Source organism: Vibrio sp. 10N.261.54.E10, from assembly GCF_002877735.2.
GTDB lineage: Bacteria > Pseudomonadota > Gammaproteobacteria > Enterobacterales > Vibrionaceae > Vibrio > Vibrio crassostreae_C.
On record NZ_MCXE02000002.1, the window covers coordinates 726,414 to 746,672 of the forward strand.

Genomic DNA, 20,259 nt, shown 5'->3' on the forward strand with positions numbered 1-20,259 from the left:
TGGTACTTAAATGCATCGGAGGCACCATGTCTGATTATTCTTATTTCTGCGGTATCGACCTAGCTAAAAACCACTTTAGTCTTCATGCCGTAGACCAAAATGGTAAGGTCATACTTCATAAGTCAGTAACTCGCTCTAAACTACTGACTACAATAGCAAATATGCCACTCATGCGTATAGGCGTTGAAGCGTGTGGTGGTGCACATTATTGGGCAAGAACACTCAATAAACTTGGGCACGACGCCCGTATCATGGCCGTTAAATACGTGGTTCCTTATCGAACTAAAGGGAAGAACGACCTTAATGATGCAGTCGCTATCTGCGAAGCTGTTCAGCGTCCATCAACTCGCTTTGTACCCGTAAAATCCCCCGAGCAACAAGCCATCTTATCGGTACATAGAATGAGAGAGCATTGGGTTCGTGAACGCACCGCGCTTATGAATCGCATGCGCGCCCTACTTTCTGAGTTCGGGTTGATCATTCCCGTTGGTCGCTCTTCATTGATGAAACACGTTCCCTTAATGCTTGAAGATGCAGAAAATGAACTGCCACATCTCGCAAGAACGGTGATTGCCGATGCTTATCACCACCTTGGAGAGTTGAATCAACGTATCGCCGATACTGAACAAGTCTTCGACTCTTTTGCTAAGGTCAGCGCTAATGTTCAACGAGTGATGAAAGTTCGAGGTATTGGGCCGCAAACCGCTACTGCGATACTTGCTTCGATAGGCAATGGTTCTCAATTTGATAAAAGCCGTGATTTCTCTGCTTGGCTAGGACTCGTACCAAAGCAATATTCCACAGGAGGAAAACCTCGCTTAGGCCGAATAACCAAACACGGTGATAAATACTTACGAACACTATTAGTTCATGGCGCAAGGACCGTGATTGCCAACCTTGGCGACAAGCAAGATAAGTTAAGTCAGTGGTGTCGCGGCGTTCTAGAACGAAGAGGAATGAACCGAGCAATAGTGGCACTGGCCGCGAAGAACGCACGAATTATATGGTCGCTTTTACACAATCAAACAGAATATGAAAACTATGCTGCTTAAGTAGAAACCTAAGCAGCATAGAGAGTTAAACCCACCGGGTCATTGCAGACGCTAATGATGGAGATAGGTTAAGACCACTTGCGGAGAGCCTGTTAATGCGGCGGACACACTAGATGTCATCTAACGAATAAGGCACCGCAGTCGCGCAAAGTCATCAGGGCCACGACGTATGCGAATCGTCGATAAGTAGGCCGAATGTAGAGCGGCAGTCCAAAACCCATCAACATAAGTTTAGCGGATGTTTGACAACCGGGGGAATCCATGTAGCCTCATTAAGCGGACAAAAATGGTTGGCTAAAATCGCGAAGCGACGGCCAACTGTTTTTGTTCCGTTTAAATGACTTGTTATAAGGCACTTTCGTCAATGATTCTGAACTGCTTCGGTACTAAAAATGCCAGTATGACTGCCAAAATTAACATCATTATCACTCGTATACTCATTGAGGGAATCAACGATTCAAGTAATGTAAAACTCAGCGCTGATGAACCGCCAACAAACATGCCTAAATAGGAGCGTCTTGGTGTCCATTCGATCAAAGCTGAACATTGGGTACAGCGATACTTTGTCCTATTTCCACTAAATAAAAACCAACTAAGTGAAATCTTCTGTTGACAATTAGGGCACTCTCTATTCTTCATACTAAATCAAACTCCATGTGACTTATAACGCCTGCTTAAGCGGACTAAAATAGTGGGTTAAAATGTGTAGCGAAGCGAAACCTAACCCACTGTTTTAGTTCCGTTTAAAGCTCTTGTTAGCCGATCAACTTATAAGAGAAAACAAACTCTTTATCTGGCTTACTGCTTAGCATATTAAACAATATGTCAAAGTCGGTTGCATCTTCCTGATGAGCACGCCAAATTGCTGAAGTATCACCTAAAGTGAGAGCTAATTGGTCTGCCATTGTTAATTGAACTTTACGAGATTTATTTATAGTATCAACAATATGAAATAGGTCGCCAGATATAACTTTAAGCGCCATCTGCTCTTGATTCTTACTAGTAGAAGAACGAATATGCTCTAATGCTTTCGAACTCACTTTGACTGATATAAGACTCATAAATACCCCTTAGAAACAATATTACATATCGGATTAATAGATTCGGCTAACGCCTGCATAACACGTTTACTACTATGCAATTATACTTAAAATTAACGCCTTAAAACGAGAAACACCCGGCAACCTAAGATGCCGAGTGTAGTAAATCGTGTTGATGCAATTGTTATGTAACTTTCCAATTTTGTTAATATAACTTTAAATATTTAATAAGATCAATTGGCTGAAATGGTTGTGTGAACTCTTGATTTATAAATTCAATTACATTTTCAGCACCAACAGAGTCCACGCCTTCAATTGTATATTTATTAGATTTATTTAAACCAAGCCAATTATCCAGAAGCTCTTTATCTCCGGTCTCTGCGGTATAACGTAAAAGAGCGTTTGAAAAACTTAATTCTTCCAATTTATAACATTGCTTACTCGCATAATCACTTGCAAATAAAATAACATCTTTCTTTTGTTGATCTGTCAAAGTACCAAACCAATCACTTTTTATTGGTTTTAATACAAAGCTTTCACGCAGCTTACTACAAGCATCTACTTTTACATTTAAAGCTTGGTACTTATAGCTAAGATCTTTTTTTAAAAATTCAGCCCAACTTTCAGATAAGACAGAAGACGAAAATATACAACTAACAATTAATAATATAGCTTTATAATGCATTGTATACACACTCCCAAAATTTACGTTCCTCACCACTTGTGTCTAACATTGCTCTCATAGCTACATTTTCTAAGCGTTCTCTTTCAATTGGAGCAATCGCTTTTACTGCACTTTCATACAACTGCCAATCATACGTTGAAACATTATAAGAAGCAGATGCTAAAGCTACTCCTTTGTAAGAATCTCTACCTGCAAAAATTTGGAAGAAGGGAATAGCAAACAGGATCTTCTCCAGCACCGAAGACATATCAGTAATGTGCTCCATTTGTTCGATATATTCTTTTGTTCTATTACTTGGTTCAAATCCTTTGATTGAACAATACTCTTGCTTGGCCATGATACCCTCCATCATTTAATACGTTTTTATTCTATACCAAATTAATGGGCATCAATAGATGTCAAAATAACTGAAATTACAGTGACTTTGACCATTACCTTTTGTTACATAACGCCTGCATAACACGTTTGCTACCATGCAGATTAAGCCTAAATTTACCACTTAATACGGCAAACCCAAAGAAATCTAGAATGCCGAATGTAGCAAATCGTGTTGATGCGATTGTTAGCTTCCTGAACGCAATAAGCTACACCACCAATTATTTAGAACACCATTAACAAAATGATTAAATGTATTCATTGTTATAGGAAGATCTTTACTTTCCCAACTTGCGCCTAATGTATGCGTAGCTAAACCTGTACCGCCTTTTTCTGTATAACTATCATGCGATATAAGTTCTGGAGGAGTACAAAGTGGCGCAGGAAATGGAATACCTCCATGTAACGCTGAGGACCTATAACCATACAATTTATTTAATATAACCTTAAAGCCAGTTTTAGACCAATTAACTTTATAACAGTCAATCGGTCTTTTTTCTGGTTCTTTCGGCATAAAATGAAGACAAAATTTAATAAATTTATTTGTTGCTCCCAATGTTGGAGCGATCTCAAGAGCTACATTTTGGAGTAATGTTTCCCCCCCGCTTTCTAATAATATTTTAGCAAGTTCAGGTTTGGCAGATCTTAACCTTTCAACTGGAGACTCCTTTTCTGAAGACCAATGATTAGCTGCTGTTTCTACTGCCGAAATTAACATTAACCAAGCAAGCTCAGGTTCACTCTCTGCGACCCAAAGTGCTTCTTGGTACATTCGAGCTGAACGAACTAATGCAATATATTCGCACTCACTTAACTCACCTAATAAATGTATATTATCAACCTCAGCAATATCGACTGTTTTTACAGCATTAGGTAACATAGCACCTCGCACTTTGATATTAATTTGTGGAGCTTTCTCCCGAGTTGAGCAAGGACTACCTAAAGGGTCATCTGAATAGCAATCAAATGAACGTGTCATTTCTCCAGCTTTAACTCTAATCCCTAACCTTAATGAGATTAGCGAAGCTAATTCATCAGTAACCCAACCACCATGATATCTTGTGGTATCAGTTTGAACTTTATAACTAGCTCTATTATCTATATACCAATTGATTCTTAATGTTAGCGCATCTTTCACTACTTCTTGATTATTAAAGTTAGCTATCATATTCAAGAATTTATAAGGGCTTTTTCCATCTTTCAATTCACCAACTATGTGTGAGTCTGTATACAACGGAAATTCTAATATAGATAACGGTTTATCTTCTGAATGAAATTTTTTTAAATTCCAATACGATAAAACACCACTGATACTCTCGTCCATTTATTACCTCTAAACTACTGGGGAAGCTAACATTTTAATATTGTGCAAGCACGAATCCATCCGCTTAACATATCAAAAAGGTCACTCATAACCAACTGAATGCTATGCATTTAATATAAAAGTGGGTCTAAACAATAAGTGTGAAAACGTGCAAGCACATATTGCCGACTATGTAACGCTCGGCCTCATTCTTAACCACCCATAAATCTGCAGTATAATCAATAATTTAAAATAAGCCTCTCGTTAAATTCGTGCTCAATCAGAGTTAAAAACCACTCTTTTTTAAGTCATTAATTATTCAACAAGCAATAAACTGTCTGTATGTACAGATTTTGTGAGGGGAATATATGGCGAGTCAATTCATGCAGGCAATTTGCGAACATATGACGATGCGAGGCTATAGTCGCAAGACAATCAAAGCCTACTGTTACTGGATAAAATACTTCATTCATTTTCATAAGCTTAAACACCCTGAACAGATGCATGCCGCTGAAGTTGTCTCCTTTCTTTCTCATTTAGCTAATCAACAAAAAGTAGCCATCAATACTCAAAAGGTAGCTCTCAATGCTCTAGCCTATTTATACAATCAATTTATTAAGCAACCTCTAGGAGACTTAGGGTTTAGCTATGCGACTCGGTCTCGAAAAATTCCTAGCGTACTCAATCATGCGGAAGCTATCTCGGTGATCAATGAAATAGATCCTAAATATCAACTGTTTTTTCGCTTGTTGTATGGTTCAGGTTTGAGAGTATCGGAATGCCTGAGGCTTCGAGTACAAGATATAGATCTAAAACAAGGGTATCTCACTGTTCACAATGGGAAAGGAAATAAAGACCGAGTGACAATTTTAAGTTTTTCACTCACTGAAGCTATACAAGACAAAATTTCACAAGTTGCAGTTCTGCTCGCTAAAGATAACTTGAATGGGTTTGGGCCATCTTTGCCTCACCGATTAGGTAAAAAATACCCTAGTGCCTATCGACAACTTGCTTGGATGTACCTATTCCCATCAAAATCCGTCACTCAACACTCTGAGTCGGGGATCGTATGCCGACACCACCTACATGATTCGGTACTCCGAAAAACGCTGAAGAAGGCGACTAACTCTAATAAATTGCGCCACAAGCGAATTAGTTGTCATACTTTCAGGCACAGTTTTGCTACGCAACTTCTAAAGTCAGGCTCCGATATCAGAACGGTTCAAGAGCTACTGGGGCACAGTGATGTTAAGACAACTCAGATTTACACTCACGTTATTGGGCAACACTTTAGTGGCACGACTAGCCCGCTAGACGGCTTATAACGAAACTCCCTCATCGATAGTTGAACCTTGGCTTGATGGCTTCTGTCTGACAAGGTTGTCTGATATGGTGACGGCAGAACTTCAGCAACTGTTTTAGATAGTATTAAATATGAAAACACTAACCATACTTGATGGCGGCATGGGCCGAGAACTCAAAGAAATTGGCGCGCCATTTTCTCAACCGCTTTGGAGTGCTCAAGCGCTGATTGAAGCACCCGAATTTGTCAGCCAAGCACATCAAAACTTTGTCGATGCAGGTGCTGAAATCCTAATCACCAATAGCTACGCCTGTGTGCCTTTTCACTTGGGTGAAGAGCTGTTCGAGCAACGCGGTTTTGAACTAGCCACACTGTCTGGTGAGCTGGCTAAAGCAGTTGCAGACAATGCTACCCACACAGTGAAAGTCGCGGGCGCGATTCCACCGCCATTTGGCAGCTACCGACCAGACTTGTTTAAGGTAGAAGAGGCAGCGCCAATCATTCAAACGCTTTACGATACCCAGGATCCAAACATCGATCTTTGGATAGCGGAAACCATCTGCAGCCTGCAAGAGTTCGAATCCATTCATGCGGTTCTTAAGCAGTCAGATAAGCCGTGTTACTACGCATTCAGTTTAGAAGATACCAAGGGCGATTTTGCCAACATTCGTTCTGGCGAGAGCGTAACAGACGCCATCAAACTTGCCTGCCAATCAAACGCGACAGGCATTATGTTTAACTGTTCAGTGCCTGAAGTGATGGATCAAGCCATTATCGATGCCAAGAAAGTGATCGATGAGCTAGGCAGTGATTTAGAAGTTGGTGTCTATGCCAACAATTTTGCGCCTATCAGCAACGAACATGAAGCGAATGATATGTTTCAGGAGATGCGTGAGCTGGATGGCCAAGGTTACTTAACTTACGCTAAACGCTGGCACGCACTGGGCGCGAATATTATCGGTGGCTGTTGTGGCATCGGGCCAAAACACATTAAAGCCCTAGCCGATTGGAAACACTCAATACAGAGCTAATCCTGAGCTTCAACTAGAATAAAATAAATAGAGAACAGGTTGAGAAATCTGTTCTCTATTTGTATGTGACGTCTCTGAGTACACTGATACAAAACAACGATTTGGAGCAACAGATGAGCGACACGCAACGCAAAATAAAATGGGGCATCGCAGGGCTAGGCAATATCGCCAATCGATTCGCAACCGCAGTCACAGAGCACTCTCTGCATGGTGAGCTTGATGCGGTTGCCGCCAGAGATCACTCACGCGCAGCCACGTTCGCCAACAAGTTTGCTTGCGACAAGGCTTATGGTTCTTATGAAGAGATGGCGAATGACCCAAGTGTTGAAGCGGTTTACATCGCTACGGTTCACCCATACCACCAGCCACTCACTGAGTTGTTTCTAAAGAATAAAAAACATGTATTGGTCGAGAAGCCGGCTTTTACCAACCTTGCTGACTGGCTTGAGATGAAAGCTCTCGCGAAGCAAAATGGCGTGATGCTGTTAGAAGCAATGAAAACCGTGGTGTTTCCCGCATATCGTGAGCTCCAATCATTCTTGGTCGATAACAACATTCAGATAGATTCAATCGAAGCCAGCTTTGGTAACCATCATGACTATGAGCCCGATTTGTTTATCTTCAATCCGGATTTGTCAGGCGGAGCAACACTCGATGTTGGGGTCTATGGGCTTTGGTTCTTTTACGATCTGTGCCGAACGCTGGGTGTAAACCCTTCAAAACCTCAGGTAGAGATGTCGTGTCTTTATGAGGGAGCGAATGTTGATACCAATGCATGCTTTACATTCTCTGGTGATATAAGCGGTAAGATATCGGCATCAACAGTGCAAAACCTTCCCCGATCAGCACACTTGAGTGGACCTGAAACCAAAATCACCATTCACGAAAAATGGTGGAATCCGGCCTTTATTGAGATTGAACATCAAGGCAAAAAGTCGACCATTAACTACCGAGTGACAGGGAATGGATTCGAGTTTGAAATCGACCATTTTTCAGATTTGGTGCTTCAAGGCAAAACTGAATCGAATATCCTGAGCTCAGAGATAACCTCTCGAGTTCTCGATACGATGGAAAACGCACTGATTGATTCTGGCTATTCACATTTAACTCAACCTCGTCGTTAGGAAAAGCAAATTGGGCAACCTTAAGCGTAAGCTTGAACTGTATGAAAAGATATTTCAGGCTTTTGGGCCTGGAGTATCACACTGTCAGGTCAACCAACTGGCCACACTGCTGCACGTGAGTGAACGTCACGTTCAGACCTTACTCAAAGCGATGACAGCACAAGGCTGGATTGAGTGGCAAGCTAGCTCAGGCCGCAGCAAGAAGGCACAACTCACGTGTCTGGTTGAACCCATTGAGGCGTGTTACCAATACGCACAAACCCAAGCTGACGCAGGCAACATAGAACAGGTGTTTAGCACCTTGAGCTTCAACGGCCGCAATGCTGGCACTGAGTTGCAAGCCTTTCTAAGCAATACCAATCCGTCGACGCAGAATATCGCGTACATCCCGTTTCACCGAGAGCTCGAGGCTCTTCACCCTCAACGAGTACTTAGACGCACCGAACGCTTCCTAGTGATGCAAGTTTGCCAACGCCTTACCACCGTTCAGCACGGCAAACTCAGCGGCGATCTGGCTTATCATTGGCAGCCTAATCAAGATGCGACACAGTGGCACTTTCAAATTCGTAATGGTGTTCAGTTTCATAACGGAAGAACACTCGAACCTCAAGACATAGCGCGCAACCTTAACTCGCTCTGCCAAAGCAAAATATGGCGTCGTTGTTATCAGCATATTGATGAGGTCTCTATCGCGGCAGGCAATGTGGTTGTCGTGAAACTGAATCAACCTGATTGGCATTTACCACGCCTACTTGCCAGAACTGAAGCCTCCGTATTTGATCCCTCATCACCGACTGATAGGCTGATTGGTTCTGGCGCGTTCTCATTAGACATTTTCTCGAGCAAGATGTTGAGATTGAGCCGCAATAACGCGTATTCACAAAGCACGCCGATTCTCAATCGAGTCGAGTTGTGGGTCTATCCAGAATGGGCACAGAGCAAAGCCTGCGCTCAAAATCAGGTGTGCGTGAAACTGCCCGAAAAGACGACCACAGTGCGTTGCGATAACCATGCTTCCCAACCGGATTTCGGCTCAACCTTCTTCAAGATTCAAAACCCAGCGTTGTCGAAAGCCGTTCGTGAGTTCACCGTTGAAGACACCTCTGAATGCCAAACCCTTTTCGATCAGTTGTCAGTGTCTGGCGACCACAAAACCAGCGTGGAATATGGGCACTACCTAACTCACTACCTAACTACCAAAGACGTCGCGCTGTGCAGTATTATTGATGAGAACGACACCTTCACTTCGTGGTTAAGCTTTTTCACTCGCTTCCCGTTTGAGGAATTAACTTTACCTTCTGAGATGCTAGAGACAATCGAACAAGGCTTAGCCTCAATAACAAACCAGCCCAACTTTGAGTTAGCAATGAATGCACTGTTGGTGCTTCGGCATTGGTTGCATGAATCTGGAGTTGTGGTTGAGCTCAAGCAAGAGGCGTTCAACTTAGAGGTTTCTGAAAAGATACACGGCGCACAAGTGAATGGTTTCGGTTGGTGCGAACTCGACAAGCTGTGGATTAGCCATTTGTAAGCGTATTTCGTAGCTGAATGTATTTCACAACCTAGCCCAACCAAGCTGCAACCAATCATTATGTTCAGTCACAGCGTAGGTCGAATAGGCTAAGGGTTAGCTCACTAGCGATAATTCAGACTCTTTATAGATACGGTTAGCCACTTTGTATGCAGCCGGAGACATCAGTGTCTCTTTGCATCTGCGCTTAAATTGCTCGACTTCAATCGTTTGTTCTTCCAGTAAATAGCACAGCTCACTCAAGTAGTTAGCTTCAAACACAGCTTGACCAAGTGGTGTGCATTCGTATCGGCTCGACTCTTGGTAGCCAATCGCGGTCAACACTGATTCTGGCAGTTCCCAGAACTTAGCAATGGTGTAAGTCAGGCGAATGGAGTAGCTGTTCATCAGGCGCTTCAATGCTAACGAGTTAGGTGGAAAAGAAGGATCAACATGCTTGAAGGCTTCTACCATCATCTGGAAAATGATCATCTTGCCTAAGTTGCGAATCAACCCAACAAAGTATGCCGCTGCTTGATCTTCTTGAGATGAAGAGTCTTTCATCAACTCCTTAGAAAACGACGCGGTTTGAACACTGTGATTCCAAATTTTCTCACCGAAGTGACGCCAGTAAATATTGTTCCCCGGCGTGAAGTTCTTCATGTAGCTATTCACCACCCCTTCAACGAGCCCTTGAGAACCCATATTTAAGAATGCTGTTTTTAGGTCGGTAACCTGTTTTTCATTGCGTTTGTAAAAGGCGCTATTTGCCAGTTTAATCACATCGGCAGCCATACTCGGCTCGCGCTCAATCACTCTTAACAATGCATCGACATCAAACTCATCACTCTGTAATTCTGCCATTAACGTGGTTACAGAGGCTGGCATCACTGGCAGTTCATTAAGCAGGGCTTTTGGAGAGCGAATCAAACGTTCGATTTGGCAAGCGACAAAATCACTAAATGGGTCTGACTCCGTTCGAAGGCGAGACTCTCCAAACAAATAATCAAGGAACTCACCATCGTGAAGGCTAAGCGTCTTATCGACGATTAATGATGATGGTTGAGCTGACGAAGGCGGAACAAAGATTGAAGACTGAACAGAATCAGTAGCAACGGTTTGTTGTTGCTCTTGTTGGGCAGGCTCTGCAGAGGGTTTGTTTTTTGAATAAACAAAAGGTGAGAATAGTGCCTGCAATACCCTTTTAAACATCAATACGGCTCCTAGATGATTATCAAACAGTTCGGGATATATAATGGCGGTAATTATCGCACAGTTAATTCATAAACCACACAATGATAAATGAATCATTAACTTTTCAGCTGTATAGGATCTGTTACTCAACGGGTTGCAAGACTGAGCCCGCCAGCATTCGCCAGAAACAAAAAAGCGAGCACATGATACTGGCTCGCTCTTACATAAATCTAAACCGTGAAGCTGACTAAAACTAGCGCTCTGCCACTTCCAACACGATCTTACCAACGTGTTTTTTCTTTAAAAACTCATCTTGCGCTTTATGAATATCGGCTAACGGATAAGACTCTGCGACGATGGCGCCAATCTGCTGCTTCTCAATACGGTTGACTAGGTTCTGGAATACTTGTGGTTCTAAAACTGTGCAACCAAAAAAGCTGAGATCTTTAAGATATAAAGTGCGAACATCAAGCTCAACCATAGCGCCACCAATCGCGCCTGATACGGCATAACGGCCATGTGGTTTCAGCACTTCAAGGAATTCCGGCCACTTATCACCGGCGACTAAATCGATAACCACATTCACGCTGCTTTCGCCTAGCGCGTTAACCAAATCTGCATCACGGGCAATCACTTCATCTGCGCCAAGTTCAAGTAACTGTTGGTTCTTGCTTGGGCTAGTGATGGCAATAACATACGCGCCACGAGCTTTTGCTAGTTGAATAGCCGCAGAGCCCACACCGCCCGATGCACCTGAGATAAGCACGCGATCACCTTCAGCCACATTGGCACGAGTTAGCATGTTCTCTGCTGTTGAGTAAGAACATGGGAAAGACGCTAGCTCAACATCCGACATGGTGCTGTTCACCGCGTAAGCGTGCTTAGCTGCTACTTTGGTGTATTCAGCGAAACCACCATCGCATTCAGATCCGAAATACCATGGCTGTGGCAGATCTCGTCCATAAACCTCGGTCAAACAAGGCTCAATCAGAACACGCTCACCAATACGGTCAACTGAGACTTCATTGCCGACTTCCACGATAAAACCACACACGTCAGCACCTTGGATACGAGGGATCTTTAGCGCTTCACCCGACCAACTGGCATCGTCTGAATCATCACTTTTTGCATACCAACCGATTCGCGTGTTGATGTCAGTATTATTAACGCCTGCAGCCATGACTTTGATCAGCACTTCATTAGGTTCGATTTGAGGAACCGCGATATCTCCGCGGTAGCCAAGCATTTCTGCTCCACCGTGACCCAACATCTCTACGCCTTTCATTGTTTTCGGTAGTTCGAATTTCATCGTGTTTCCTCGAGTAATTTTGTCACCATATTCTGTGCTGATGCCACCGCTTCTTCGCCTAATACTGGCCACGCGCTTGATACGCCTTCATGAAGTAAAAACAGTGGTGTCGCGAGATCCTCTCGCAGGCTCTGCTTGCCTATTAGCAAACGAACTTGTTCTTTATGCTGTGTAACCGCTTGGCTGATAAGCTCATTATCGGGAAACGCGGCCATCGCATTCATCGACATGCACCCATGTGGCGCATACTCTTCTAACCATTGTTGGAGCTTGTTGAAGATATGAGTAACCGATGCGAGCCCCTTTTCAGGCGACGTTTCCAACAAGAAATCTAAGTAGCGTTGGTGTCGATATTCCAAGGCACCAACGATCATCGCTTCTTTTGAAGGGAAATGTTTATACAAGGTTCTTAGGCTTACATCGCACGCCGTTTTCAGCTGTGCAACGCTCGGCTCAGCAAAACCTTGCTGGCTAAATGCCACCTCTAAGCTTGCTGCAATCTGTTCTCTCAACATAGTGCTCTCTCAATACCCGACAAAGGGTAGAATGATTGTTCTACCTACAGAGTAGAACGATCACTCTACCCCTGTCAATATCCAAATTTACAAACCAAGAAATGATAAATTCCGCGCCAAACAGGACACGGAATTTATCAATACAGATGAGAGACTTAGCGTTTAAGCTGGAGTCGACTGCGTATCGTCACCAGAACAGATAACGCGCCACAAAGTACCAACACTACACCTAGATCTTGGAGCATTCCCGCTAAAGCGAGCCCTGAGCCGATCAAGGTGTAATACATCAAACCAAACAGTGCGCCTGCACTTCCTGCTTGAGATTGGTAACGTACCAACGCTCGGCTCAATACATTGGGAATCGCAATGCCAAACGCCATAACCACCAACATCATTGGAAGCAAGAACCAGATCGTGTGTTGTGAAAAATACACACCCACCGCACCTAATGTTTGAAGCCCTGCTGCGATACCAATCAGAGACATTGAAGACACTTGTCTCTTCAACAATGTCTTGTTCACCAAGCTTCCCAACAGAGTCCCGAACCCAAGCACAATGCCGCTGTAGCCAAACTGCTCAACGCTAAATCCAAGTTGAATGAAGGCAAATGAACCCAATTGATAATAGGAAAACAGTGCAATATTGAACGACGCAACCAGCAACGCAGACATCCATATATTGCTATCTTTGATCATGTGAATACTGAGTGACTTTAACTGCAATGGCTGCTTAGATTGTTGCGTTTCAGGCAATGACCATAGGCTATGTGCCAACAACGCTAACACCATAATAAACAAGGCAATAAACACATATTGATGCCCGCCCGCTTGGCTTAGTTGACCGCCAAGAAGCAGCCCGATGATTGGACTAATCGACAGCCCCATCCCCATGTAACCAAACACCTTGGCCAGTTCCGCGCCGCTAAAGGCATCGCGCAACATGGTTTGTGTCACCACCGAGCCCACCGCAAGCCCGAAAGCACCCATGGCTCTGGCTATCATCAACCACGTAAAGCTGTCGGTTTGCATAGCAATAAGTGCTGAACAGGCGAATAACCCCATGCCCAGTAACATGGTTGGTCGACGCCCCCATTTGTCTGCCAATATGCCCCATACCACAACACCGAGCGCAAACGCTGAGAAGTAGATCGAGAGGGTTTGCGCCGCTTGTGCGTAACTCACATCAAAGGATTTCGATATTGAATCCAGAGTCGGGCTATAGATGGTTTCTGCGATTTGAGGGAACATCAGCAATAGCACCATTTGCCATAAAGAAGGTTTTGTTTTCATCATTTTTCCAAGACCAGTGAACTTGACGAGGAGTCTAGGGGAAACTAACCTTGGCTCGTTAACAACATTAAAACCAAAAACAACAAGATTAGGACAAATGGCATTAATCAGCGAAACGATTGAGTTTGATGCAGACAGCTTACCTGCGCCCGTAATAGGGATTGCGGCAGAGCTAGGTCAGCATGATTCAGGAATACATCACCACGTAAAAGGACAGTTGCTGTATGCTCCGCAGGGTTGCATCACCTTGACCTTAGAAAACGCCATTTGCATTTTGCCGCCGACTAAAGCCGTGTGGATCCCGCCTTATACCAAACATCGCGCGCAGATGACCAATGTGGTTGCTTATCGGTCGCTCTATTTTGATAGCAGTATTTACACCTGCCCAGAAGCGATTGAAATTGTGGAAGTGAATGAGCTTTTAAAAGCCCTGATCAATAAGATGGCTTTCTGGGATTGGGATGTTGCCCGCGAGCAAACCACCAATACCGCCAACCTATTCTGGGAAGAGTTTTACAGTGCTAACCAACACTCGTTTATCTTGCCACTACCGACAGATCGCCGCTTTAAAAGCTTTTGCAAACAAGTCCGAACCGCTTCCTTTCTTGCCCCAGCCCTCTCGACATTAGCGAACTCGGTTGGCGCAAGCACCAAAACGATTACTCGATTATTCAAAGCCGAAACAGGCATGACTTACCAAGAGTGGCGACAGCAATGGCGCTTGTTTAAAGCGATTGAACTGCTCTCAGAAAACCGACAAGTCGGTGATGTGGCACATTTGCTAGAGTTCTCATCTAACAGTGCGTTTATCGCCTTTTTCAAACAGCAAACCGGACAAACCCCGTTGGCCTTTACCAAGTTAGCAGCGTGATTATTGTTATCCAAACTCTGAAGTTTTACTTAGCTCAGATACAAAAAAACCAGAACATGAGTTCTGGTTTTTAATGCCGATTCAACTAATCAATCAACACCAACGAATCGAGAATCCCTTTGCCACTGTGGATTCCACCTTCATTTTCGCTGGCAGGTTTACTGCGGATCAAGCAACCCGCGTAGCCGTCTAGCTCTGTTACTGGTTCACCTTTGAAGTAAACGGTGAACAAACCCACTTCGCTGACTAAGTCTGTCACGAGCGTTTGGTGAGTGTCACGCACTGCAATGGTCGGCACGTCACGTTCATGCGGGTACAAGCGCTGCATCAATGCCCACGCGTCGTACTCTTCTGGTTTAAGCTGGCTCAGTTGTTCGCTGATGTCGTCACCAAAGACACAATGACCACCGCCCTCACCTTGGTTTTTCAGCACCCATTCTTGCTTATCAGCTTGTGTGTTAAACCATTCAATTGCTTCATTGGTGATAGGCTTCATATCAGCCAGAACACTCTTGACCAGTTCGGCTTCTTCTCGCGTTAAACCCCAGCGGGCGTATTCTGCTGCTGACATCATGGTCAGCAGCATTTGCATGGTTTTGCTGGTCGCTAATTGCTGGCTGATAGTCGCGTTCATTGCGACATGGTGTTGCTCCATAAACAAGCGAGTCTGACTTAACGTATGGCAACACACCGATTCATTTAGCTCTGGAGCCCAATAATCTGAATACTGGTAGCCCGCTCTTAGGTACACCACATCAACCGCGCCGACATCTTGCAATAACAAACGTTGGTTATCACCCGATGAAAGCTGACAACTCAGTTGTTCAAAGGTGCGACGAACCGTGCATAATTGCCCACTCACAAGCATCTTCAATGACTTGTTGCGGAATCGATGGCATTGGATTCATTTAGATATCTCATTCTTGGCGGGCATTTGGCACCCGTAATAAGACAATGCTCATTCTAAAAAGACGAAATAAATTTAAAAAACTTATTTCGCCGTTTTGATCATCGTAGCTCGCGGTTTACAGCTGAGGTTCTTGGGTCTTATTGACTATGAGGTCGCGAAGCCATTTGTGGCTTGGTTCAGAATCAAAGTAACGGTGCCAAAGCAAAAACAAACCACCGGGAACCAACTCAATAGGAATCGGCTTCATCACCAGTTCGCCACTCTCAATATAGTCACGAACCGAGTTGTACGGATAACACATCAGCAAATCGCTTTGTTTGCACAGCTTTACTGCGCTGGTGATGTCCGACACGTTGGCGGCTTTGTTAATTTGAAGCTGTTTGGCTTGCAAGATTTCCAGTAGCAACCAGTCGCCAACGCCACCGGTCACCAACTGAATATGACGGTATTTAAGGAAGGCTTGCAGATTCCACTCTTCTTGAAGTACTGGGTGATCATTTCGCATCAAGCACACAGAGTAATCTTGCAGCAACTCGACGTGGTTTAGCTCGGCAGGGATATTTTGAATGTGGGTGCTAGCCCTTTCATCGAGCTCAAAAATTCCAATCCCGAAATCGACCTCACGCTTTAGTAAGCGCTTAAAGGTTTCGCTGCTCCAAGTAGTGCTGTTTACCGTAATGTTCGGCGCATCTGCTAGCGCGTTAGGCATAAATTTAGGGTAAATCGCGGTATAAGCGGTTTCAACAAGATCGATATTAAAAGTACGTTCGCTGTCTTTCGGCTCAAAAATGTCCGGCACGGTTAGCTGTTCAACTTGCAGAAGGATTTGATGAATTTTAGGCGCTAAAGAGGTGGCTTTCGGTGTTGGAAACAGGCCTTTTGACTCACGTTCAAACAAAGGGTCGTCAAACAAAGAACGCAGCTTAGTGAGTTGTTTACTCACCGCAGACTGACTAAGGAACAATCGCTCTGCCGTTTTGCTCACGCTGCGCTCTTCAAGCAACACGTGTAAACACAGCAGTAAATTCATATCACATTTGAGTAAGCTTTTAACATCTACCATGATATTCCTTAGATTCAGATTAATGATGACTTTATGTCACTTTAAATCATATCACAAACTTGTTAATTTAAGCCCATGTAACCTATGAGTTAATAACTCAAAAAATAATAGACCTAAGGAATACTCATGAACTTTCTAGCACTCCCTAAGATTGATCTGCACTGCCACCTAGACGGAAGTGTTCGTCCAGACACCATTATTGATCTGGCGAAACAGTACGGAATCGAACTTCCAGAAGACCGTGAAGCGGTAGTAAAGTCTCTAACAGTGCCTGAAGATTGCAAAAACCTTGATGAGTACCTAGCTTGCTTTAGCCTGCCACTGCAAGTGATGCAAACGGAAGAAGCGATTGAGCGTATCTCTTTTGAGCTTTACGAAGACGCAGCACTAGAAAACGTTAAGTACCTAGAAGTTCGTTTTGCACCGATTCTTCACGTAAACAAGGGCTTGTCTCTTGATGCAATCATCGCAAGTGCGGTTAAAGGCATGAAGCGTGCAGAAGAGAAATACGACATTAAGGGCAACTACATCATGTCTGTACTTCGTATGTTCCCGAAAGACTCAATCAAAGATGTAATCGACGCTGGTAAACCATACCTTGGTAAAGGCGTGGTTGCGTTTGATATTGCAGGCGGTGAAAAGCCGGGCTTCTGCGCTGAATTCCCTGAGTACACGCAATACGCTATTGAACAAGGCTACCGTGTGACGGTTCACGCAGGTGAGCAATGGCATGGTCAGAACGTTTACGATGCAGTCACACTGCTTGACGCTGAGCGTATCGGCCACGGTGTCCACATCCAAGGTAACGAAGACGCGTACAACATCGTTAAAGAGAAGCAGGTTGCGCTTGAAACTTGCCCAACAAGTAACGTGCAAACTAAATGTATTCACAAATTCAGCGACCACCCAATTGCTGAATTCAAGAAAGACGGCATCGTTGTAACGATCAACACAGACAACCGCACTGTGTCGAACACAACCATGACTAACGAAGTGAAGCGTGTATGTGAAACGTTCGGTCTAACACAAGAAGACTACGCAGAGATCTACAAGTACTCTGTAGAGAGCGCTTTTGCTTCAGACGAAGTGAAACAGCACCTAATGGGTTTCGTTGAGCAAATCTAATTTGAGCAATCTTGATTGCTAAGTAGAAAAACAGGAAGAGAAAGGCTTAGGCTTTTCTCTTTTTTTATGTCCAATTATCCGTATTCTAATATCGATGTTGACGAATGGGATGCAAACAATGAAAACAGAACTCGAGAAAATGCTGTCCGGCGAGATTTTTGATGGCGCAGACCATGAGGTAGACCACATGCGCACTCACGCCAGCAAGGCGCTATCAGACTTGAATCAATGTTCAGACGATACTCAACTGCCAAGTCTTCAGGCTAATCTGTTTGGTAAAGTAGGAAGCAGCGTTGTCCGTCCTCCTTTTCATTGCGAGTTTGGCAAAACCATCGAGATCGGTGACGACACCTTTATCAACATGAACGTGGTGATGCTTGATGGCGCGAATATCAAGATTGGTAACAATGTATTGATAGGGCCAAGTGCCCAGTTTTACACAGCCTCCCACTCACTGGATTATCTCAGCCGCCGTAAGTGGGAAACTTTCTGCCTACCTATCACAGTCGAAGACGATGTGTGGATTGGTGGAAACTCAGTCATCAACCAAGGCGTTACGATTGGCGCTCGCTCTGTTATCGCAGCGAACTCAGTGGTTAACAGTGATGTACCACCAGATTGCCTGTACGGCGGCACTCCAGCCAAGTTGATTCGGCATTTGAATGCCGAACAAACTCGCGATTAAACAAGAAAGCGCGTATCCAAATCTAAAAAAGAGCGATGTTTCAATAGCATGGCTCTTAATCTAATTATCAGCGTTGTTTTATCGCACGCTTGTTCACCGCGAATTTGAAGCACGACAGCCGCAACTAAAACCAGCGCTGATATAGTCAAAAACAAGAATGCAACGATAGACTTAGGTGGGTATCTTTTCATTTACTACACCCTCAAATTTAACTCACTCGCCAAGGTGTCAATCTAATAAATTAACGCCAAGCGCCTGCAAGCTGTTTTCACACTGAACGGCATCGGTAAACTGGATAGCAGCCATACCCACAGATCTCGCACCTTCAACGTTATAAGGCATATCGTCAATGAAGACCGTTTCTGAAGCTTTGAGCCCATAATTAGATAAAAGCTCTTGGTAGATTTCAGGTTGTGGCTTAAGCATACCAAGCTCAGCGGAGACTGCCGCACCATCAAACAACGCCCAAAATTGATAAGTATTTTTTAAGTATTCAACAATCTCGACCACATTGTCGGTAAGCGCGTACACACCATAACCTGCAGACTTTACTCGCTCGATGAGTTCAACTGAACCGTGCAATAAGATCTGCGTTTGCTTAACGTAATAGAACAGGCGATCGCACTCTAACGGGGACAAGTCGAGTTCTTGTTGATAACGAAGCTTGGCCTCACTTTCGGTCAAGAACCCTTTGTTCAAATCCATCCAAATCGTACTTTGAAAAATAGAACGAGCTCGAGACTCCAATTCTTCAGTATCACCAAAAGTAAGCCGGGCAATTTCCAGAGGTGCCCAACGCACAATGACATTGCCCACATCAAATACGACATTTTGATTTGATTCGAACTCATACCCTACTCCTGAATTAGTCACTTAAAATAGCAACAACACAGACATTAAATGCCGCACGTTAAAGTTCATAATCTTGTTTTACAAAATGAGGACTAGAATCACAAGATGTAATCAAGTCAGCGCAAAAGGTGGTCACTAGTACCCCTAACTAACCCTATTTATCATCACCCACTTAACCTTCTATGTTACAATTATGAGTCATTCAGAGCGTACTGAATCCCTGATTTAGTTCACTATTCTTTAGTCACAGTGAATACACTTTAAAGTTATTGATCTATGAAAAAGTACGAGTTAGTTGTCCAAGATATTGTGAGCAAGATCTGTCAAAACAGTATCAATCATAAGCTTCCCGCGGAAAGAGAACTGTCTGAAATATATGGATTATCTCGATTTACTATTCGAAAAGCGCTAGCCAAGCTAGAGGCTATTGGCATGGTGAAATCTAAGGTGGGTTCTGGTTACTTCGTCAACACTTCTCTCATTGGTACACCACTGGTGTACAACTCCATTACTGAAAACAGTTTTGAAGAGATCTCTTATAAAAAGCTCCAACTGAATAAAGCGCTACCCGATAACCACGAACAGCAGATTTTTTCTTTAGACGACAATGACTACATCTGGAAAATTAGACGGCTTCGATTGATTAACAACAAAGTAGTTCAGATTGAAGAAGCCAAGATCCCTGTCAGTGTCTTCCCAGAGATGAATGCCGAGATCATTGAAAGCTCAATCCAGAAACATGCATTGGCGAAAGGTCTTCAGATCGATAGCTACTTAACGACGTATCAAGCGATCAACGTATCTAAAGAAGACGCGGAGTTGCTCGGCTGCAAAAAAAATGCGGCGGCGATGAATATCACCAACCGAGGTTTCTTAGCATCGGGTGAACTGTTCATCGTCAGCGACATCATCGACATCAACTACCAATGCACCTACCACACGCCTTTTAACAGTGAGAGCATGAGCTTCCGAGATAAGAAGTAATAATTTATTTAGATGCCCACCATTTTAGTTAATTTAAAT

General features: G+C 43.8%; 19 protein-coding genes and 2 pseudogenes. 9 read left to right on the forward strand and 12 right to left on the reverse strand.

What is annotated here, in order from left to right; all coding sequences use genetic code 11:
- Positions 1 to 26 precede the first annotated feature (26 nt).
- Positions 27 to 1,052 carry an IS110-like element ISVisp6 family transposase gene (locus BCU07_RS14385; RefSeq protein ID WP_102332345.1) on the forward strand — a complete coding sequence of 342 codons (1,026 nt, stop codon included), beginning with the start codon at positions 27 to 29 and terminating at the stop codon, positions 1,050 to 1,052.
- A 755-nt stretch (positions 1,053 to 1,807) separates the two neighbouring features.
- On the opposite strand, the gene BCU07_RS14390 is transcribed toward BCU07_RS14385, so the two are convergent.
- From BCU07_RS14390 to BCU07_RS14405, 4 genes are all read right to left on the reverse strand, one after another.
- Positions 1,808 to 2,113, reverse strand: coding sequence for a hypothetical protein (locus tag BCU07_RS14390; protein WP_017067214.1), 306 nt, complete (start codon positions 2,111 to 2,113; stop codon positions 1,808 to 1,810).
- Positions 2,114 to 2,297: 184 nt separating this feature from the next.
- Positions 2,298 to 2,777, reverse strand: a complete 480-nt coding sequence (locus BCU07_RS14395; RefSeq protein WP_102428907.1) for a hypothetical protein — start codon at positions 2,775 to 2,777, stop codon at positions 2,298 to 2,300.
- Positions 2,767 to 3,114 (reverse strand): hypothetical protein, encoded by a 348-nt coding sequence (locus BCU07_RS14400; RefSeq protein ID WP_054776246.1) that lies wholly within the window; start codon positions 3,112 to 3,114, stop codon positions 2,767 to 2,769. The genes BCU07_RS14395 and BCU07_RS14400 overlap by 11 nt, the downstream gene beginning before the upstream one ends.
- A 225-nt stretch (positions 3,115 to 3,339) precedes the next feature.
- Positions 3,340 to 4,476 (reverse strand): hypothetical protein, encoded by a 1,137-nt coding sequence (locus BCU07_RS14405; RefSeq protein WP_065622837.1) that lies wholly within the window; start codon positions 4,474 to 4,476, stop codon positions 3,340 to 3,342.
- 347 nt (positions 4,477 to 4,823) lie between these two features.
- Here BCU07_RS14405 and BCU07_RS14410 point away from each other — a divergent pair, with 347 nt between their 5' ends.
- The 4 genes from BCU07_RS14410 to BCU07_RS14425 all read left to right on the forward strand — a co-directional run bounded on the left by BCU07_RS14410 (position 4,824) and on the right by BCU07_RS14425 (position 9,444).
- A complete protein-coding gene (locus tag BCU07_RS14410) occupies positions 4,824 to 5,780 on the forward strand; it encodes an integron integrase (protein ID WP_102428906.1) in 957 nt (318 codons plus the stop codon).
- Positions 5,781 to 5,889: 109 nt separating this feature from the next.
- Positions 5,890 to 6,789 (forward strand): homocysteine S-methyltransferase family protein, encoded by a 900-nt coding sequence (locus tag BCU07_RS14415; RefSeq protein ID WP_102428905.1) that lies wholly within the window; start codon positions 5,890 to 5,892, stop codon positions 6,787 to 6,789.
- 113 nt (positions 6,790 to 6,902) lie between these two features.
- A complete protein-coding gene (locus BCU07_RS14420) occupies positions 6,903 to 7,913 on the forward strand; it encodes a Gfo/Idh/MocA family protein (RefSeq protein ID WP_102428904.1) in 1,011 nt (336 codons plus the stop codon).
- 10 nt (positions 7,914 to 7,923) lie between these two features.
- A complete protein-coding gene (locus BCU07_RS14425) occupies positions 7,924 to 9,444 on the forward strand; it encodes an SgrR family transcriptional regulator (protein ID WP_102428903.1) in 1,521 nt (506 codons plus the stop codon).
- Positions 9,445 to 9,540: 96 nt separating this feature from the next.
- On the opposite strand, the gene BCU07_RS14430 is transcribed toward BCU07_RS14425, so the two are convergent.
- The 4 genes from BCU07_RS14430 to BCU07_RS14445 form a co-directional block, all read right to left on the reverse strand.
- Complete coding sequence (locus BCU07_RS14430) at positions 9,541 to 10,635, reverse strand: HDOD domain-containing protein (RefSeq protein ID WP_102428902.1); 1,095 nt, start codon at positions 10,633 to 10,635, stop codon at positions 9,541 to 9,543.
- A gap of 235 nt (positions 10,636 to 10,870) precedes the next feature.
- Entirely contained in the window at positions 10,871 to 11,926 is a 1,056-nt protein-coding gene (locus tag BCU07_RS14435) for an alcohol dehydrogenase family protein (RefSeq protein WP_102428901.1), read from the reverse strand.
- Complete coding sequence (locus BCU07_RS14440; protein ID WP_065583851.1) at positions 11,923 to 12,441, reverse strand: TetR/AcrR family transcriptional regulator; 519 nt, start codon at positions 12,439 to 12,441, stop codon at positions 11,923 to 11,925. Before BCU07_RS14440 ends, BCU07_RS14435 begins: the two co-directional genes overlap by 4 nt.
- 155 nt (positions 12,442 to 12,596) lie before the next feature.
- Positions 12,597 to 13,730 carry a multidrug effflux MFS transporter gene (locus BCU07_RS14445; RefSeq protein ID WP_102428900.1) on the reverse strand — a complete coding sequence of 378 codons (1,134 nt, stop codon included), beginning with the start codon at positions 13,728 to 13,730 and terminating at the stop codon, positions 12,597 to 12,599.
- Between the two features lie 97 nt (positions 13,731 to 13,827).
- Between BCU07_RS14445 and BCU07_RS14450 the strand changes: the two genes are divergently transcribed.
- Positions 13,828 to 14,601, forward strand: a complete 774-nt coding sequence (locus BCU07_RS14450) for an AraC family transcriptional regulator (protein WP_102428899.1) — start codon at positions 13,828 to 13,830, stop codon at positions 14,599 to 14,601.
- A gap of 85 nt (positions 14,602 to 14,686) precedes the next feature.
- Here BCU07_RS14450 and BCU07_RS14455 read toward each other — a convergent pair.
- Both BCU07_RS14455 and BCU07_RS14460 read right to left on the reverse strand, forming a co-directional pair.
- A pseudogene (locus BCU07_RS14455) lies at positions 14,687 to 15,445 on the reverse strand (glutathione synthase); the annotation flags it as partial.
- Between the two features lie 181 nt (positions 15,446 to 15,626).
- Positions 15,627 to 16,574, reverse strand: a complete 948-nt coding sequence (locus BCU07_RS14460) for a LysR family transcriptional regulator (protein WP_017061092.1) — start codon at positions 16,572 to 16,574, stop codon at positions 15,627 to 15,629.
- A gap of 126 nt (positions 16,575 to 16,700) precedes the next feature.
- Between BCU07_RS14460 and add the strand changes: the two genes are divergently transcribed.
- Positions 16,701 to 17,699 (forward strand): adenosine deaminase, encoded by a 999-nt coding sequence (gene add / locus BCU07_RS14465; RefSeq protein WP_017061091.1) that lies wholly within the window; start codon positions 16,701 to 16,703, stop codon positions 17,697 to 17,699.
- A gap of 118 nt (positions 17,700 to 17,817) precedes the next feature.
- Entirely contained in the window at positions 17,818 to 18,384 is a 567-nt protein-coding gene (locus BCU07_RS14470) for a sugar O-acetyltransferase (protein WP_102321248.1), read from the forward strand.
- Here BCU07_RS14470 and BCU07_RS14475 read toward each other — a convergent pair.
- Both BCU07_RS14475 and BCU07_RS14480 read right to left on the reverse strand, forming a co-directional pair.
- On the reverse strand, positions 18,381 to 18,575 hold the full coding sequence (locus tag BCU07_RS14475) for a hypothetical protein (RefSeq protein ID WP_017072485.1): 195 nt from the start codon (positions 18,573 to 18,575) through the stop codon (positions 18,381 to 18,383). The two genes, BCU07_RS14470 and BCU07_RS14475, sit on opposite strands and share 4 nt — an antisense overlap.
- 37 nt (positions 18,576 to 18,612) lie before the next feature.
- A pseudogene (locus tag BCU07_RS14480) lies at positions 18,613 to 19,235 on the reverse strand (HAD family hydrolase).
- Between the two features lie 277 nt (positions 19,236 to 19,512).
- Here BCU07_RS14480 and BCU07_RS14485 point away from each other — a divergent pair.
- Positions 19,513 to 20,220 carry a GntR family transcriptional regulator gene (locus BCU07_RS14485; RefSeq protein ID WP_086775952.1) on the forward strand — a complete coding sequence of 236 codons (708 nt, stop codon included), beginning with the start codon at positions 19,513 to 19,515 and terminating at the stop codon, positions 20,218 to 20,220.
- Positions 20,221 to 20,259 lie beyond the last annotated feature (39 nt).

What these genes read in the sequence shown, in the direction of transcription:
- add (WP_017061091.1), top strand. Translation starts at nt 16,701, where the DNA reads ATGAACTTTCTAGCACTCCCTAAGATTGATCTGCACTGCCACCTAGAC.
- BCU07_RS14445 (WP_102428900.1), bottom strand. Translation starts at nt 13,730, where the DNA reads ATGAAAACAAAACCTTCTTTATGGCAAATGGTGCTATTGCTGATGTTC.
- BCU07_RS14440 (WP_065583851.1), bottom strand. Translation starts at nt 12,441, where the DNA reads ATGTTGAGAGAACAGATTGCAGCAAGCTTAGAGGTGGCATTTAGCCAG.
- BCU07_RS14430 (WP_102428902.1), bottom strand. Translation starts at nt 10,635, where the DNA reads ATGTTTAAAAGGGTATTGCAGGCACTATTCTCACCTTTTGTTTATTCA.
- BCU07_RS14385 (WP_102332345.1), top strand. Translation starts at nt 27, where the DNA reads ATGTCTGATTATTCTTATTTCTGCGGTATCGACCTAGCTAAAAACCAC.
- BCU07_RS14470 (WP_102321248.1), top strand. Translation starts at nt 17,818, where the DNA reads ATGAAAACAGAACTCGAGAAAATGCTGTCCGGCGAGATTTTTGATGGC.
- BCU07_RS14410 (WP_102428906.1), top strand. Translation starts at nt 4,824, where the DNA reads ATGGCGAGTCAATTCATGCAGGCAATTTGCGAACATATGACGATGCGA.
- BCU07_RS14485 (WP_086775952.1), top strand. Translation starts at nt 19,513, where the DNA reads ATGAAAAAGTACGAGTTAGTTGTCCAAGATATTGTGAGCAAGATCTGT.
- BCU07_RS14395 (WP_102428907.1), bottom strand. Translation starts at nt 2,777, where the DNA reads ATGCATTATAAAGCTATATTATTAATTGTTAGTTGTATATTTTCGTCT.
- BCU07_RS14420 (WP_102428904.1), top strand. Translation starts at nt 6,903, where the DNA reads ATGAGCGACACGCAACGCAAAATAAAATGGGGCATCGCAGGGCTAGGC.
- BCU07_RS14475 (WP_017072485.1), bottom strand. Translation starts at nt 18,575, where the DNA reads ATGAAAAGATACCCACCTAAGTCTATCGTTGCATTCTTGTTTTTGACT.
- BCU07_RS14390 (WP_017067214.1), bottom strand. Translation starts at nt 2,113, where the DNA reads ATGAGTCTTATATCAGTCAAAGTGAGTTCGAAAGCATTAGAGCATATT.
- BCU07_RS14460 (WP_017061092.1), bottom strand. Translation starts at nt 16,574, where the DNA reads ATGGTAGATGTTAAAAGCTTACTCAAATGTGATATGAATTTACTGCTG.
- BCU07_RS14450 (WP_102428899.1), top strand. Translation starts at nt 13,828, where the DNA reads ATGGCATTAATCAGCGAAACGATTGAGTTTGATGCAGACAGCTTACCT.
- BCU07_RS14405 (WP_065622837.1), bottom strand. Translation starts at nt 4,476, where the DNA reads ATGGACGAGAGTATCAGTGGTGTTTTATCGTATTGGAATTTAAAAAAA.
- BCU07_RS14415 (WP_102428905.1), top strand. Translation starts at nt 5,890, where the DNA reads ATGAAAACACTAACCATACTTGATGGCGGCATGGGCCGAGAACTCAAA.
- BCU07_RS14435 (WP_102428901.1), bottom strand. Translation starts at nt 11,926, where the DNA reads ATGAAATTCGAACTACCGAAAACAATGAAAGGCGTAGAGATGTTGGGT.
- BCU07_RS14400 (WP_054776246.1), bottom strand. Translation starts at nt 3,114, where the DNA reads ATGGCCAAGCAAGAGTATTGTTCAATCAAAGGATTTGAACCAAGTAAT.